Here is a 17,148-nt window from a genome sequence, read left to right as displayed (position 1 = left end):
ATGGCAAAACTCGGTAAACGTACCCGCGCTGCGCGCGAAGCTGTCGCTGGCAAGGAAAACCTGTCGGTCGAAGAAGCAGTTGCCCTGGTCAAAGCCAACGCAACTTCGAAATTCGATGAGACCATCGAAATCGCTCTGAACCTGGGCGTTGACACCCGTCACGCGGACCAGATGGTTCGTGGCGTTGTTGGCCTGCCGAATGGCACCGGTAAAACAATGCGCGTTGCTGTATTCGCTCGTGGCCCCAAGGCTGACGAAGCGAAAGAAGCAGGCGCGGACATCATCGGCGCAGAAGACCTGATGGAAACCATTCAGGGCGGCACCATTGAATTCGATCGTTGCATAGCAACCCCGGACATGATGCCCATCGTTGGTCGTCTTGGTAAAGTTCTGGGCCCCCGCAACCTGATGCCGAACCCCAAGGTTGGCACTGTGACCATGGACGTGAAAGCGGCCGTAGAAGCAGCTAAAGGCGGCGAAGTTCAGTTCAAAGCTGAAAAAGGCGGCGTTGTGCACGCTGGCGTTGGCAAAGCGTCCTTCGACGAAGCCAAATTGGCAGAAAACGTTCGTGCATTTGTAACCGCTGTTGCCAAAGCCAAGCCAACAGGCGCCAAAGGCACCTACATGAAGAAAATCGCGCTGAGCTCGACCATGGGCCCAGGCGTGACTCTGGATGTGGCTGCTGCTGCGGGCGAATAAGCCCCTAGCCTATAGCTAAAATGACTAGACCCGAACGGTAAAGGCTGTTCGGGTCTTTCTTTTTCAGTCCTCACTCATACACGGCTTGCAGGCGCAGGTTCAGGCGGTCTCTGCGAAAGCTCTCGTATTCGCTGCAGGATCTGTCCAATCGCCATAAGTCCAGCCAATCCATCACCAGACGTGCGCGCATGCACATATCCAGAACGTCCATCTGAATTGGATGGCGATATTTTCGAAAGAACATGTCTTTGTTCGTTTTCAGGATGCCGCTTTGATCAACCTGATCATCAGTGCCATCGCGAAAGATATCGGACTTTAGAAAGTCGACAATATCATATACAGCCAGCTTTTCCCGCGTTTCGGTAAAATCCAGGCCGATCATTTCGCCTTGCCCGACGATCAGATTTTGACTGTGACAATCTCCGTGTGCAAGGACCAGCAGTTCAGGGGTGCCTTTTAGCTGTAATGCCTCGTCAGTCAGATGCTGGACCATATTCCGCCCCCAGGGCTGTGCTGTGTCCGGGGCAAGACGTAGCAAAGCCTGAAGCCTGTCGATCATCCAGCTAGGGCGGAAATCATAGGTCTTGATGGGTTGAAAGTTGTGCAGCTCGTTCAGCCACGATCCGGCGCGGCGATAGATGCGGCCGATCTGGTCGTCATCCAGGCTGTTATGGATAAGATCCGCAGCGGTGGGGCGGTCAATAAACTGCGTCACAAAAAACGCCTCACCCGGTGAAATATAGACTGGATCGACAACCCCCGCGGTTTCGTACTGCGCAAAGTGGTCGGTCAGCTTTCTGAGCATATCAAACTCATCGCGCAAACGTCCCGTCCCGGGCGATTCCGTATCGACCTTTAGGGCATAGTCCTGGCGCGCACCTCGGACCCTGAGCACTATACGCGAGCCCGCAAAATCATGAGAACGATAGACGCACTCGAAACCCGCCGGTCCATCCTCTGGCGTTTGATCCAGGAACTCCTGAACAAAGCCGCGCGCGCGTTCGTATTCGTCTGTGGTGAGAGTCAGCATTCAGGGATGGATACCTAAGAAGAAAGGGGCTTAGCCAGACTGGACCTCAGCGTATGGAACATGTCAATCTAGGACACTGTTCCGATGCCGGCTGCGCTGCTCGATCATTTCCGGTTTCGGCCCAATTTACCCCTTGGAAACCCGGCGTAACTGCCATAAAGAGAGCTGCGAAGTAAAGCGTGCGATTCGTCGTGCGCTTTATTTTGTTTCGTCCAAGACGGTGGGTGGTGTCATCTGACCCCTTAATTCCCTGCCTGAGACGGGTAAGACCAAAGAATTCTGAGGGCTTCGATCCTCGGGCGAATTTTGGCTAATCCCGTAACAACGGACCTGAACGCCGGAGCGTAAGCTGCGGCAAATATGAGCCGGGGTGAGATATCACCCCTAACTTGGAGAAAACTGTGGATAGAGCCCAGAAAGAGAAAGTGGTCGACGAGCTCGGCCAAATCTTCGAAAGCTCTGGCGTCGTAGTGGTTGCACACTACGCCGGTCTGACAGTTGCCGAGATGCAGGACCTTCGCGCACGTGCTCGTGACGCGGGTGGTGCCGTGCGTGTTGCCAAGAACAGGCTCGCCAAAATCGCCCTCGACGGAAAGCCATGTGAAAGCATTGCCGACCTGCTGACGGGGATGACCGTTCTGACCTATTCTGAGGACCCTGTGGCAGCAGCCAAAGTGGCCCAGGACTACGCCAAAGAGAACCAAAAGTTCGAAATTCTTGGCGGTGCAATGGGTGAGAACGCTCTGGATCGTGCCGGCGTTGAAGCCGTGTCCAAAATGCCTTCGCGCGAGGAGCTTATTGCTACTATCGCGGGCATGCTGGGCGCACCTGCTTCGAACATCGCTGGCGCAATTGGCGCACCTGCAAGCAACATCGCAAGCATCCTTTCCACCATCGAAGAGAAGGCGGAAGCTGCGTAAGCGGTTGGCACTGAATGATCTGCGTAGGGTAGTCACCCTGACGTTGGAACACACACTGTAAACGGAAAGAGCTGATAAAATGGCTGATCTGAAAGCACTCGCAGAAAGCATCGTGGGTCTGACCCTGCTGGAAGCACAAGAACTGAAAACCATCCTCAAAGACGAATATGGCATCGAGCCCGCAGCAGGCGGCGCAGTTGTCATGGCAGCCGGTGGCGACGCCGGTGGCGCAGCTGAGGAAGAAAAAACCGAATTCGACGTCGTTCTGAAGAACGCCGGCGCTTCGAAAATCAACGTGATCAAAGAAGTTCGCGGCATCACCGGTCTGGGCCTGAAAGAAGCCAAAGAGCTGGTCGAAGCTGGCGGCAAGATCAAAGAAGCTGTGTCGAAAGACGAAGCCGAAGACATCAAAGGCAAGCTGGAAGCAGCTGGCGCCGAGGTCGAACTGGCCTAAGTCAGTCTTTTGGTGCATCGCAGATGCACCGGAAATTTGGCTGGTCCCGGAGAAATCCGGGTCCAGCCGAACCTGTCTTAGAAAGGACCTCATGGATTGGGGTGTTTTCTAAGACGCGGTTCATGGATCGGGAGGCCGCCATTCGGGACGGTGGCCACGAATTGATCCGGACGTGTTGTCTCTAATGTGCAAGGCACCGGGGCCCGACGGTGTCTTTGTCCGCTGAGAACATCGAAAGGTGACATCTGACATGGCTCAATCGTTCCTTGGCCAGAAACGTCTTCGGAAATATTACGGCAAAATCCGCGAAGTGCTGGAGATGCCGAACCTCATTGAGGTACAAAAATCTTCTTATGATCTATTCCTGCGCTCCGGCGATGCAGATGTGCCGACAGACGGCGAAGGCATCAAAGGCGTGTTCCAGTCGGTTTTCCCGATCAAGGATTTCAACGAAACCTCCGTTCTGGAGTTCGTGAAATACGATTTGGAAAAACCCAAATACGACGTCGAAGAGTGCATGCAGCGCGACATGACCTACAGCGCGCCGCTGAAAGTCACTCTGCGTCTGATCGTGTTTGATGTCGACGAGGACACTGGCGCCAAGTCGGTCAAAGACATCAAGGAACAGGACGTGTTCATGGGGGATATGCCCCTGATGACACCAAACGGGACGTTCATTGTGAACGGTACCGAGCGTGTGATCGTGTCCCAGATGCACCGTTCGCCCGGTGTGTTCTTTGACCACGACAAGGGCAAGACCCATTCCTCGGGCAAGCTGTTGTTTGCCTGCCGCATCATCCCGTATCGCGGCAGCTGGCTGGACTTTGAGTTCGACGCCAAGGACATCGTGTTCGCCCGTATCGACCGTCGCCGCAAACTGCCTGTGACAACGCTGCTGTATGCGCTGGGTCTGGATCAAGAAGCGATCATGGACGCCTATTACAACACGGTGTCGTACAAGCTGGACAAGAAGAAGGGCTGGATAGCACCATTCTTCCCCGAGCGTGCACGCGGTACGCGTCCGACCTATGACCTGATCGACGCCAAATCCGGTGAAGTGATTGCCGAAGCGGGCAAGAAAGTTACCCCGCGCGCGGTCAAGAAGCTGATCGATGAAGGCAACGTCACCGAGCTGTTGGTTCCGTTCGATCACATCGTCGGGAAGTTTGTCGCCAAGGACATCATCAACGAAGAAACCGGCGCGATCTATGTCGAAGCTGGTGATGAGCTGACGCTGGAATACGACAAAGACGGCGAGCTGATCGGAGGCACCGCGAAAGAGCTGATCGACGCGGGCGTCACTGATATTCCGGTTCTGGATATCGACAACATCAATGTCGGCCCCTACATGCGCAACACCATGGCGGCAGACAAGAACATGGGCCGCGACACAGCGCTGATGGATATCTATCGCGTCATGCGCCCGGGTGAGCCGCCCACCGTCGAAGCGGCCTCGGCGCTGTTCGAAACGCTGTTCTTTGACAGCGAGCGCTATGACCTGTCCGCCGTTGGCCGTGTAAAGATGAACATGCGTCTGGCTCTGGATGCGCCCGATACGCTGCGCACCCTGCGCCGCGAAGACATCGTGGCCTGCATCAAGGCTCTGGTTGAACTGCGTGACGGCAAAGGGGACATCGACGATATCGACCACCTCGGCAACCGTCGTGTGCGTTCGGTCGGCGAACTGATGGAAAACCAGTACCGCGTTGGCCTGCTGCGCATGGAGCGCGCGATCAAAGAGCGTATGTCGTCGGTCGAGATCGACACCGTCATGCCTCAGGACCTGATCAATGCGAAACCGGCTGCTGCTGCTGTCCGCGAATTCTTCGGCTCGTCGCAGCTGTCGCAGTTCATGGACCAGACCAACCCGCTGTCGGAAGTTACCCACAAACGCCGCCTTTCGGCGCTTGGCCCCGGTGGCCTGACACGCGAGCGTGCGGGCTTTGAGGTGCGCGACGTTCATCCGACACACTATGGCCGGATGTGCCCGATTGAAACGCCGGAAGGCCCGAACATCGGTCTGATCAACTCGCTGGCGACCTTTGCCCGTGTGAACAAGTATGGCTTCATCGAAACACCGTACCGTGTCGTCAAAGACGCCGAGGTGACTGATGAGGTTCACTACATGTCCGCGACCGAGGAAATGCGTCACACGGTGGCACAGGCGAACGCGACACTGGATTCGGATGGCAAGTTCATCAACGATCTGGTTTCTACCCGTCAGTCAGGTGACTACACTCTGGCCCCGCGCGAGAATGTGGACCTGATCGACGTCAGCCCAAAACAGCTGGTATCGGTTGCTGCATCGCTGATCCCGTTCCTTGAAAATGACGATGCTAACCGCGCTCTGATGGGCTCGAACATGCAACGTCAGGCGGTTCCGCTGCTGCGGGCCGAGGCACCGCTGATTGGTACCGGAATCGAGGAAAAGGTTGCGATTGACTCAGGTGCTGCGATTCAGGCGAAACGCGCCGGTATCATCGATCAGGTCGATGCCCAGCGTATCGTTATCCGCGCGACTGAGGATCTGGAACTGGGCGACGCTGGCGTTGACATCTATCGTCTGCGCAAATTCCAGCGGTCGAACCAGAACACCTGCATCAACCAGCGTCCGCTGATCAAAGTGGGTGACACCGTCCAGAAGGGCGAAGTCATTGCTGATGGTCCGTCGACCGATATGGGTGAACTGGCCCTGGGTAAGAACGTGGTCGTCGCGTTCATGCCGTGGAACGGTTACAACTACGAAGACTCGATCCTGATCTCGGAACGTATTGCGCGTGACGACGTCTTTACCTCGGTCCATATCGAGGAATTTGAAGTCGCCGCCCGTGACACCAAGCTGGGTCCGGAAGAGATCACCCGCGATATTCCGAATGTCGGTGAAGAAGCGCTGCGTAACCTCGACGAGGCGGGCATCGTTTACATCGGCGCGGATGTTGAACCGGGCGATATCCTGGTCGGCAAGATCACTCCGAAGGGCGAAAGCCCGATGACCCCGGAAGAAAAGCTGCTGCGCGCTATCTTTGGCGAAAAAGCATCTGACGTGCGCGACACTTCGCTGCGCGTGAAGCCGGGCGATTACGGTACGGTCGTTGAGGTCCGCGTCTTCAACCGTCACGGCGTCGAGAAAGACGAGCGTGCGCTGCAGATCGAGCGGGAAGAAGTCGAACGTCTGGCCCGTGACCGGGACGACGAGTTGGCGATCCTGGACCGCAACATCTATGCGCGTCTGCAAGGCCTGATCATGGGTAAAACCGCGGTCAAAGGCCCGAAAGGCGTCAAGCCAGGGTCGGTGATCACCGAGGACCTGTTGGAAACCCTGACCCGTGGTCAGTGGTGGCAGCTGGCGCTGGAAGATGAGCAGGACGCACAGATCGTTGAGGCTCTGAACGAGCAGTACGAAGTGCAAAAGCGTGCTCTGGACGCCCGTTTCGAAGACAAGGTCGAGAAGGTTCGTCGTGGCGACGACCTGCCGCCGGGTGTGATGAAGATGGTCAAAGTCTTCATCGCCGTGAAGCGCAAGCTGCAGCCGGGCGATAAGATGGCCGGTCGTCACGGGAACAAAGGTGTAATTTCCAAGGTTGTTCCGATGGAAGACATGCCGTTCCTGGCCGATGGTACGCCGGTTGACTTCTGTCTGAACCCGCTGGGTGTTCCTTCGCGTATGAACGTTGGTCAGATCCTTGAAACCCACATGGGTTGGGCCGCGCGCGGTCTGGGTCTGAACATCGACGACGCGCTGGGTGAATATCGCCGCTCTGGCGACCTGACCCCGGTTCGCGAAGCAATGAAGCTGGCCTATGGCGACGATGTCTATGAAGAAGGCATCACTGGCATGGACGAGGGTCACCTGATCGAGGCTGCGGGCAACGTGACCCGTGGTGTTCCGATCGCGACTCCGGTCTTTGATGGCGCCAAAGAGGCAGACGTCAATGACGCTCTGGTGCGCGCGGGCTTCTCGCAAAGCGGTCAGTCGGTTCTGTTCGACGGTCGTACGGGTGAGCAGTTTGCACGTCCGGTGACCGTGGGCATCAAGTACCTGCTCAAACTGCACCACCTTGTGGATGACAAAATCCACGCGCGTTCAACCGGGCCTTACAGCCTGGTTACCCAGCAGCCGCTGGGTGGTAAGGCGCAGTTCGGTGGTCAGCGCTTTGGTGAGATGGAAGTCTGGGCTCTGGAAGCTTACGGCGCCGCCTACACCCTGCAGGAAATGCTCACCGTGAAATCGGATGACGTCGCCGGCCGGACCAAAGTGTACGAGTCGATCGTCAAGGGCGAGGATAACTTTGAAGCGGGCGTACCGGAATCGTTTAACGTTCTGGTGAAAGAAGTCCGTGGCCTCGGCCTGAATATGGAACTCCTGGATGCGGAGGAAGAGTAGGGGCGGCAACGCCCCAAACTCATCCCATCCCAATTTGTAAGGACGCAAAATGAACCAGGAAATTACCAATAACCCGTTCAACCCGCTGACGCCGCCTAAGGTCTTTGACGAGATCAAGGTCTCATTGGCCAGCCCGGAACGGATTCTCTCTTGGTCTTATGGCGAGATCAAGAAACCCGAAACCATCAACTACCGGACGTTCAAACCCGAACGTGACGGTCTGTTCTGCGCGCGTATCTTTGGCCCGATCAAAGATTACGAATGTCTGTGCGGTAAATATAAGCGGATGAAATATCGCGGCGTTGTCTGCGAGAAATGCGGTGTGGAAGTCACCCTGCAGAAAGTCCGCCGCGAGCGTATGGGTCATATCGAGCTGGCCGCGCCCGTCGCACACATTTGGTTCCTGAAATCGCTGCCGTCCCGCATCGGTCTCATGCTGGACATGACGCTGCGCGATCTGGAACGCGTTCTGTACTTTGAAAACTATGTCGTCATCGAGCCCGGTCTGACCGACCTCTCCTATGGTCAGATGCTGACCGAAGAAGAGTTCATGGACGCGCAGGATGCCTATGGCATGGACGCGTTCACCGCGAACATCGGTGCCGAAGCTATCCGTGAGATGCTGGCCCAGATCGATCTGGAAGCCGAAGCCGAACAGCTGCGTGCTGATCTGGCCGAAGCAACCGGTGAACTGAAGCCCAAGAAGATCATCAAGCGTCTGAAGGTTGTTGAATCCTTCCTTGAGTCGGGCAACCGGCCTGAGTGGATGGTGATGACCGTGATCCCGGTGATTCCGCCGGAACTGCGTCCGCTGGTTCCACTGGATGGTGGTCGTTTTGCGACTTCGGATCTGAACGATCTGTATCGCCGCGTCATCAACCGGAACAACCGTCTGAAGCGTCTGATCGAACTGCGCGCACCTGACATCATCGTCCGCAACGAAAAGCGGATGCTGCAGGAATCCGTCGATGCTCTGTTCGACAATGGCCGTCGTGGCCGCGTGATCACCGGCGCCAATAAGCGTCCGCTGAAATCGCTTTCGGACATGCTGAAGGGTAAGCAGGGTCGCTTCCGTCAAAACCTTCTGGGTAAGCGCGTCGACTTCTCGGGCCGTTCGGTCATCGTGACCGGTCCGGAACTCAAGCTGCACCAGTGTGGTCTGCCCAAAAAGATGGCGCTGGAACTGTTCAAGCCGTTCATCTACTCGCGCCTTGAAGCCAAGGGTCTGTCTTCGACCGTGAAACAGGCGAAGAAACTGGTCGAGAAAGAGCGTCCCGAAGTGTGGGATATCCTCGACGAGGTGATCCGCGAACACCCTGTCATGCTGAACCGTGCGCCGACCCTGCACCGTCTTGGCATTCAGGCGTTTGAACCGGTTCTGATCGAAGGTAAAGCCATCCAGCTGCACCCGTTGGTCTGTTCGGCCTTTAACGCCGACTTCGACGGTGACCAGATGGCCGTTCACGTCCCGCTGAGCCTTGAGGCCCAGCTGGAAGCCCGCGTGCTGATGATGTCGACAAACAACGTTCTGTCGCCAGCAAACGGCGCGCCGATCATCGTTCCCTCGCAGGATATGATCCTGGGTCTGTACTATGTGACACTGGAACGCGAAGGTATGCCGGGCGAAGGCAAGGTCTTTGGCTCGATCGACGAAGTTCAGCACGCGCTGGACGCCGGTGAAGTGCATCTGCACACCAAGATCACTGCGCGGATTACTCAGATCGACAGTGAAGGCAATGAAGTTCAACAGCGGTTTGAAACCACTCCGGGCCGAGTGCGCCTGGGTGCTCTGCTGCCGATGAACAACAAGGCGCCGTTCGAACTGGTCAACCGTTTGCTGCGGAAGAAAGAAGTGCAGCAGGTGATCGACACCGTCTACCGTTACTGCGGTCAGAAAGAGTCGGTCATCTTCTGTGACCAGATCATGTCGATGGGCTTTAAGGAAGCGTTCCGCGCCGGTATCTCGTTCGGTAAGGACGACATGGTGATCCCTGATGACAAATGGGGCATCGTCGATGAAACCCGTAGTCAGGTGAAGGATTTTGAACAGCAGTACATGGACGGCCTGATCACTCAGGGTGAAAAGTACAACAAAGTTGTTGATGCCTGGTCGAAGTGTAACGATCGTGTAACCGAAGCGATGATGAGCACGATCTCATCTTCGGATCGGGCAGAGGACGGGTCTGAAAAGGAACCGAACTCGGTCTACATGATGGCCCACTCGGGCGCGCGTGGTTCGGTCACTCAGATGAAACAGCTGGGCGGTATGCGCGGCCTGATGGCCAAACCAAACGGTGACATCATCGAGACGCCGATCATCTCGAACTTCAAGGAAGGTCTGACCGTTCTTGAATACTTCAACTCGACCCACGGCGCCCGTAAGGGTCTGTCGGATACCGCTCTGAAAACGGCGAACTCGGGTTACCTGACCCGTCGTCTGGTGGACGTGGCACAGGACTGCATCGTGCGTGAGCTCGATTGTGGAACCGAGCGCGCGATCACTGCGGAAGCCGCGGTAAACGACGGTGAAGTTGTTGCTTCGCTAGCCGAACGTGTGCTGGGCCGTGTCTCTGCCGATGACGTTCTGCGTCCCGGTACCGATGAGGTTCTGGTCGCTGCGGGTCAGCTGATCGACGAACGTATGGCTGATATCATTGATGAGGCCGCTGTTGCGTCGATGCGCATCCGTTCGCCTCTGACCTGTGAGTCCGAGGAAGGCGTCTGTGCAACCTGCTACGGTCGTGACCTTGCACGCGGTACTATGGTCAACACGGGTGAGGCTGTCGGCATCATCGCCGCCCAGTCCATCGGTGAACCCGGTACGCAGCTGACAATGCGGACCTTCCACATCGGTGGTGTTGCGCAAGGTGGTCAGCAGTCGTTCCAGGAAGCCAGCCACGACGGTGTCGTTTCGTTCGAGAACCCGCAGATCCTGGTCAATTCCGCGGGCGAAAGCCTGGTCATGGGCCGGAACATGAAGATGGTGATCAAAGACGAACATGGCGAAGAGCGTGCCAACCACAAGTTGGGTTATGGCTCGAAGCTGTTCGTCAAGGATGGCACCAAGGTGAACCGTGGCGACAAGCTGTTCGAATGGGATCCTTACACCCTGCCGATCATCGCCGAAAAGTCCGGTACCGCGAAATATGTTGATCTGGTTTCGGGCATTGCTGTCCGCGACGTGACCGATGATGCAACCGGCATGACCCAGAAGATCGTGATCGACTGGCGCGCGGCCCCTAAAGGCAGCGACCTCAAGCCTGAGATCATTCTGGTTGGCGAAGATGGCGAACCGGTCCGTAACGATGCGGGCAACCCGGTTCACTATCCGATGTCGGTGGATGCGATCCTGTCGATCGAAGACGGTCAGCAGATCGAAGCTGGTGAAGTTGTCGCGCGTATCCCGCGTGAAGGTGCCAAGACCAAGGACATCACCGGTGGTCTGCCGCGCGTTGCCGAACTGTTCGAAGCCCGTCGCCCCAAGGATCATGCGATCATTGCAGAAGCTGATGGTTACGTGCGCTTTGGCCGCGACTACAAGAACAAGCGTCGCATCAGCATCGAACCGGCTGACGAGTCCATGGAGACCATCGAGTATATGGTGCCCAAGGGTAAGCACATCCCGGTTGCAGAAGGTGACTTCATCCAGAAGGGTGAATACCTGATGGACGGTAACCCGGCCCCGCATGACATCCTGTCCATCATGGGTGTCGAAGCGCTGGCGGATTACATGATCGACGAAGTGCAGGATGTTTATCGTCTGCAGGGCGTGAAGATCAACGACAAGCACATCGAAGTGATCGTGCGCCAGATGCTGCAGAAGTGGGAGATCCTGGATTCAGGCGACACCACCTTGCTGAAAGGCGAACATGTCGACAAGCAGGAGTTCGACGCGGCCAACGAGAAGACCCTCGCCCGCGGTGGACGTCCGGCTCAGGGCGAGCCGATCCTCTTGGGGATCACCAAAGCCTCGCTGCAGACGCGTTCGTTCATCTCGGCGGCGTCGTTCCAGGAAACCACACGGGTTCTGACCGAGGCTTCGGTTCAGGGCAAGAAAGACAAGCTGGTTGGCCTGAAAGAGAACGTGATCGTCGGTCGTCTAATCCCTGCCGGTACCGGTGGCGCAACGCAAAGCGTACAGCGCGTCGCGCAGTCGCGTGACAACGTTGTCATCGAAGCCCGCCGGGAAGAGGCCGAAGCCGCCGCTGCTCTGGCTGCGCCGATGATGGATGACGATATGGTCGGGGATGAGCTGGATGTTCTGGTGGAAACACCGGAAAGTCGCGAATAAGCGATCTTAAATTCCAAAGATCAGGCCCCGCGATTTCGCGGGGCCTTTTCATTTCAGGCTCGGGTGTGGCTCTGCATGAAGCGCCATTGGAAATGTCATGCTAGCAGAGCATTGGCGGGCGGAGCCATATTGACATCTCTTTCTTGAACGCCGCCAAATGCACTTCGTGGCCAAATGCGGAGTTCAAAAAGAGTGACGCCGAATTTCAGGGGTGCTTTGCTGATGATGGGCAGCATGGCTGCCTTCACCATCAATGACACTTTGATCAAGGCCGCCGGAGCCCAGTTACCGCTGTTTCAGATGGTTGCCATCCGCGGGGTTTTGGCGACCATTCTGGTGTATCTTCTGGCACGGTACTATGGGGCGTTGCATCTGAACTTTCCGCGTCATGACAAGTGGTTGGTCGCGGCACGTTGTCTCGCCGAATTGTTGGCGACAATTTTCTTTTTGGTCGCGCTGCTTCATATGCCGTTGGCAAACGTGACTGCCATTCTGCTGGCCTTGCCATTGACCGTAACACTTGGAGCCGCGTTGTTTTTTCAAGAGCATATCGGTTGGCGTCGGATTCTTGCCATCGTTTTCGGGTTCGCCGGTATGTTGCTGATCGTTCGCCCGGGCGCGGACGGTTTTAGCATCTACGCGATATATGCTTTGATCGCAGTTGCTTCGGTAACTGCCCGGGATTTGATTACGCGACGCATGTCAGTGCATGTGCCATCACTTGCAGTAACGCTGGCAACAACCGCGACGATTACATTGACGGCGGTTCTTGTCACCTCTGTCTCGGGCTGGGTTCCGGTTCCGGCAGCCGCCGGTTCGATGGTAGCGTGTGCTGCAGTCTTTGTTCTGACGGGATATTTGTTCAGCGTCATTGTCATGCGCGCTGGTGAGATCGGCTTTATCGCGCCGTTTCGTTATTCCAGTCTGATCTGGGCGTTGGGTTTGGGCTGGGCCGTATTTGGGGACTGGCCCGACAGGATTACGATGGCGGGCGCGGCCTTAGTGGTTGGGGCAGGAATGTTCATGCTGTTCCGTGAAAGGACGCGTCAATCTGCCGAATGAATGCGGCGAACGGCGTCCTGGTCGATGGCGAACCGTGCGATGAATTCGCCTTCCTGTTCAGAGGTTAGGGGGGACAGCTCGGTCTTGCTGTTTCGCGCATGCGGAGAATCGTTGAACTGGTTAAGCGTGCGGACCCACATAGGTGCGTCCGGATAGCTGATAACGGGCATGAAATTTCCGATCCGGTGATGTGCGAAATTCATGATCGTCAAGTCGCTCCCCCCGTCGGAGTACATCGCAAAGCCGACCCCCAGCAAAGGTTGATACACCTGTGCCGCCCTGATGCCATCAGCACCGAAACGGGCCAGGAACCCCTGATTGTAGTCTATCGCAACGGTTCTGTGGTTCCGCATTAAGCCCTGACCCTCATCTGCGGCGATGCGCAAGCGCTCAACGAAATCGACCGAAACCGCATCGTCATCATCGTGGCGGAACTGGATGCAGGGGGCGTCCGGTTTGGTGCGTGCTGAATTCAGGATTTCTTTCATGACCCTGCGATGACGCTTTGGTTCGCGTGCGATTATCTGTACCTGAGGCATGCCCGCTGTTAAGTCGTAAAGACGTTCGCGTGCCGGGCTTGGCAGGCATGTACCGATCACGATGAGAAACTGAAAATCCTCGTCGGTTTGCTCTTTTATGCAGGGCAGGCTAGTAGTTTCAAACAGGCGAAACCGCTCTTCCAGCCGGTCAGATTGATACAGATAGGAGCGCCGGTCCTCGATCGTTTCGTGTTCGATCTGAAAGCCGCCATGGGCGGGATAGGAAAAACGACACAGGCCAAGTATTTGCATGATTCATCCGTGGTCCAGACCAATGGGCTGACTATGCCTGCACGGACCTGTTCCTGCAACGGGCGGTAAGACTGGATGAGCTTTGGTTCCAGCGCGAAACGGCCTGATGTGGAACGGATCAGCTGTACTGTTGACACTGGGTCCGACTCCCCCTATTACGCGCCACATCTCGGTACCGGGGGCCGCCCCAAAACCGATTTCAGTAATGAACTGGTCAAGGCCCGAACTCTTTTATCGTTCGCGCCCTCTGATAACAAACCGCGACGTTCACCTCGGAATGGGAACGCTCGCGGGTTTTGCGCTTGTGGACGCACGAGTGCAGCGAATTTAACCGCACGCATCACGCGTGCATGTCATGTGTGTTGCAAAACGGGGATATAACCGGAATGCCAACGATCCAACAGCTGATCCGCAAGCCGCGGCAGCCGAAAGTAAAACGCTCGAAGTCCATGCACCTGGAGCAGTGCCCGCAGAAACGCGGCGTCTGCACACGTGTTTACACAACCACACCGAAAAAGCCGAACTCGGCGATGCGTAAGGTTGCCAAAGTGCGCCTGACAAACGGGTTCGAGGTCATCTCGTACATCCCCGGTGAAAGCCACAACCTGCAGGAACACTCGGTTGTTCTGATCCGTGGCGGCCGTGTAAAAGACCTTCCCGGTGTCCGTTACCACATCCTGCGCGGTGTTCTGGATACCCAAGGCGTCAAAGACCGTAAGCAACGTCGTTCGAAATACGGCGCGAAGCGTCCCAAATAAGAAGGAGAGGCTGATATGTCACGTCGTCACGCCGCCGAAAAACGCGAAGTCCTGCCTGACGCCAAATTTGGCGACAAGGTACTGACTAAATTCATGAACAACCTGATGATCGACGGTAAAAAGTCGGTTGCAGAGCGCATCGTTTACAACGCCTTTGACCGCGTTGAAGGCAAGATCAAGCGCGCCCCTGTCGAAGTGTTCCACGAAGCACTCGACAACATCAAGCCGTCGGTCGAGGTTCGCTCGCGCCGGGTTGGTGGTGCAACTTATCAGGTTCCGGTCGAAGTGCGCCCCGAGCGCCGCGAAGCACTGGCCATCCGTTGGCTGATCACTGCTGCGCGTGGCCGCAACGAAAACACCATGGAAGAACGCCTCGCCGGTGAGCTGCTGGACGCTGTACAGTCCCGCGGTACCGCTGTGAAGAAGCGTGAAGACACCCACAAGATGGCCGAGGCGAACAAAGCCTTCAGCCACTACCGTTGGTAATTCCAGAGGCTTATTGAAATGGCACGCGAATATACACTCAACCATTACCGTAACTTCGGTATCATGGCGCATATCGATGCAGGTAAAACGACCTGCTCGGAACGCATCCTGTACTACACCGGCAAATCCCACAACATCGGTGAGGTGCACGACGGTGCAGCCACCATGGACTGGATGGAGCAGGAGCAGGAACGCGGAATCACTATCACTTCGGCTGCGACCACCACTTTCTGGGAACGCACTGAAGACGGTGTAACTGCCGACTCGCCCAAGCACCGCCTGAACATCATCGACACCCCCGGCCACGTTGACTTCACCATCGAAGTTGAACGCTCGCTGGCGGTTCTCGACGGTGCCGTCTGCGTTCTGGACGCAAACGCCGGTGTTGAACCTCAGACCGAAACGGTGTGGCGTCAGGCTGACCGCTATAAGGTTCCGCGGATGGTGTTCGTCAACAAGATGGACAAGATCGGCGCGGACTTCTTCAACTGCGTTGCAATGATCGAAGACCGTACCGGCGCACGCGCTGTTCCGGTTGGTATTCCGATCGGCGCAGAGACCGAATTGGAAGGCCTGATCGACCTGGTCACCATGGAAGAATGGCTGTGGCAGGGCGAAGACCTAGGCGCAAGCTGGGTCAAAGCACCGATCCGCGACAGCCTGAAGGACATGGCTGACGAATGGCGCGGTAAAATGGTCGAAGCGGCCGTCGAAATGGACGACGACGCGATGATGGAATACCTGGAAGGCAATGAGCCCGACGTTCCAACCCTGCGCGCCCTGCTGCGCAAAGGTACTCTGGAAATCGCGTTTGTTCCGGTTCTGGGTGGTTCGGCGTTCAAAAACAAAGGTGTTCAGCCGCTGCTGAACGCTGTGATCGACTATCTGCCCAGCCCGCTGGACGTTGTCGATTACATGGGCTTCAAACCCGGTGACGAAGAAGAAACCCGTAACATCGCCCGCCGTGCGGATGATGATATGGCGTTCTCGGGTCTGGCGTTCAAAATCATGAACGACCCCTTTGTTGGCTCGCTGACCTTTACCCGCATCTACTCGGGCACTCTGTCCAAGGGCGACACGCTTCTGAACTCGACCAAGGGTAAGAAAGAGCGTATCGGCCGGATGATGATGATGCACTCGAACGAACGTGAGGAAATCACCGAAGCGTTCGCGGGCGACATCATTGCGCTGGCAGGTCTGAAAGACACCACCACGGGCGACACTCTGTGTTCGACCGGCGATCCGGTGGTTCTGGAAACCATGACCTTCCCCGATCCGGTGATCGAGATCGCGGTTGAGCCGAAAACCAAGGCTGACCAGGAAAAAATGAGCCAGGGTCTGGGCCGTTTGGCCGCCGAAGACCCGTCCTTCCGTGTGGAAACTGATCTGGAATCGGGTCAGACCATCATGAAGGGCATGGGCGAACTTCACCTGGACATCCTGATTGACCGTCTCAAGCGTGAATTCAAGGTTGAAGCGAATATTGGTGCGCCGCAGGTGGCCTATCGCGAAACCATCGGTCACGAAGCCGAGATCGTTTACACCCACAAGAAACAGTCGGGTGGTTCGGGTCAGTTCGCCGAGGTGAAGATGATCATCACCCCAACAGAGCCGGGCGAAGGTTATTCGTTCGAATCTCGTGTTGTTGGTGGTTCGGTGCCCAAGGAATACATCCCGGGCGTTGAAAAAGGCATCAGATCCGTCATGGATAGCGGCCCGCTGGCTGGCTTCCCTGTGATCGACTTCAAGGTTGCCCTGATCGAAGGTAAATTCCACGATGTGGACTCTTCGGTTCTGGCCTTTGAAATCGCCGCTCGTATGGGTATGCGCGAAGGCATGCGCAAAGCGGGTGCGAAACTGCTTGAACCGATCATGAAGGTCGAAGTGATCACACCGGAAGAATATACCGGTGGCATCATTGGTGACCTGACATCGCGTCGGGGACAGGTTTCCGGGCAGGAAAACCGTGGCAACGCCATCGCGATTGACGCGTTTGTGCCGCTGGCTAACATGTTCGGCTACATCAACACCTTGCGTTCGATGTCGTCTGGCCGTGCCCAGTTCACCATGCAGTTCGACCACTACGATCCGGTTCCGCAGAACATCTCGGACGAGATCCAGGCGAAATACGCATAAGCGAAAATTTGAGGGAGCTCGATTAGCGGGCTCCCTTCATTACCGATAAAGGAGGCCATCATGGCAAAGGAAAAGTTTGAGCGTAATAAGCCGCACGTCAACATCGGCACGATTGGCCACGTTGACCACGGCAAGAC

At 56.5% G+C, this 17,148-nt stretch carries 11 protein-coding genes; 9 read left to right on the top strand and 2 right to left on the bottom strand.

Features of this window, described 5'->3' with window-relative positions; translation table 11 throughout:
* Entirely contained in the window at positions 1-699 is a 699-nt protein-coding gene (gene rplA, locus AC2FFB_RS12390; RefSeq protein ID WP_142636917.1) for a 50S ribosomal protein L1, read from the top strand.
* A gap of 70 nt (positions 700-769) precedes the next feature.
* Here rplA and AC2FFB_RS12385 read toward each other — a convergent pair whose 3' ends face one another.
* A complete protein-coding gene (locus AC2FFB_RS12385) occupies positions 770-1,729 on the bottom strand; it encodes a phosphotransferase (RefSeq protein WP_496874968.1) in 960 nt (319 codons plus the stop codon).
* A 401-nt stretch (positions 1,730-2,130) separates the two neighbouring features.
* Here AC2FFB_RS12385 and rplJ point away from each other — a divergent pair, with 401 nt between their 5' ends.
* From rplJ to AC2FFB_RS12360, 5 genes are all read left to right on the top strand, one after another.
* On the top strand, positions 2,131-2,649 hold the full coding sequence (gene rplJ / locus AC2FFB_RS12380) for a 50S ribosomal protein L10 (RefSeq protein WP_142636913.1): 519 nt from the start codon (positions 2,131-2,133) through the stop codon (positions 2,647-2,649).
* Positions 2,650-2,728: 79 nt separating this feature from the next.
* Positions 2,729-3,103, top strand: coding sequence for a 50S ribosomal protein L7/L12 (gene rplL, locus AC2FFB_RS12375; RefSeq protein WP_142636911.1), 375 nt, complete (start codon positions 2,729-2,731; stop codon positions 3,101-3,103).
* Between the two features lie 250 nt (positions 3,104-3,353).
* Positions 3,354-7,487, top strand: coding sequence for a DNA-directed RNA polymerase subunit beta (gene rpoB, locus AC2FFB_RS12370; protein WP_142636910.1), 4,134 nt, complete (start codon positions 3,354-3,356; stop codon positions 7,485-7,487).
* Between the two features lie 49 nt (positions 7,488-7,536).
* Positions 7,537-11,778, top strand: coding sequence for a DNA-directed RNA polymerase subunit beta' (gene rpoC / locus AC2FFB_RS12365; RefSeq protein WP_271949832.1), 4,242 nt, complete (start codon positions 7,537-7,539; stop codon positions 11,776-11,778).
* A 174-nt stretch (positions 11,779-11,952) separates the two neighbouring features.
* A complete protein-coding gene (locus AC2FFB_RS12360; RefSeq protein ID WP_496874967.1) occupies positions 11,953-12,840 on the top strand; it encodes a DMT family transporter in 888 nt (295 codons plus the stop codon).
* On the opposite strand, the gene AC2FFB_RS12355 is transcribed toward AC2FFB_RS12360, so the two are convergent.
* A complete protein-coding gene (locus AC2FFB_RS12355) occupies positions 12,825-13,631 on the bottom strand; it encodes a putative rhamnosyl transferase (protein ID WP_496874966.1) in 807 nt (268 codons plus the stop codon). The two genes, AC2FFB_RS12360 and AC2FFB_RS12355, sit on opposite strands and share 16 nt — an antisense overlap.
* Before the next feature lie 386 nt (positions 13,632-14,017).
* On the opposite strand from AC2FFB_RS12355, the gene rpsL reads away from it, so the two are divergent.
* The 3 genes from rpsL to fusA are packed head-to-tail and all read left to right on the top strand — an operon-like array spanning position 14,018 to position 17,011.
* Complete coding sequence (rpsL, locus tag AC2FFB_RS12350; protein WP_005621086.1) at positions 14,018-14,389, top strand: 30S ribosomal protein S12; 372 nt, start codon at positions 14,018-14,020, stop codon at positions 14,387-14,389.
* Between the two features lie 15 nt (positions 14,390-14,404).
* On the top strand, positions 14,405-14,875 hold the full coding sequence (gene rpsG, locus AC2FFB_RS12345) for a 30S ribosomal protein S7 (protein WP_008756926.1): 471 nt from the start codon (positions 14,405-14,407) through the stop codon (positions 14,873-14,875).
* Between the two features lie 18 nt (positions 14,876-14,893).
* Entirely contained in the window at positions 14,894-17,011 is a 2,118-nt protein-coding gene (gene fusA, locus AC2FFB_RS12340; RefSeq protein WP_142636902.1) for an elongation factor G, read from the top strand.
* Positions 17,012-17,148: the final 137 nt, after the last annotated feature.

It is taken from the genome of Ruegeria sp. YTSA219, assembly GCF_059609985.1.
The sequence above is the reverse complement of the archived record's forward strand: the minus strand, read 5'-3'. Positions and strand labels throughout refer to the sequence as shown.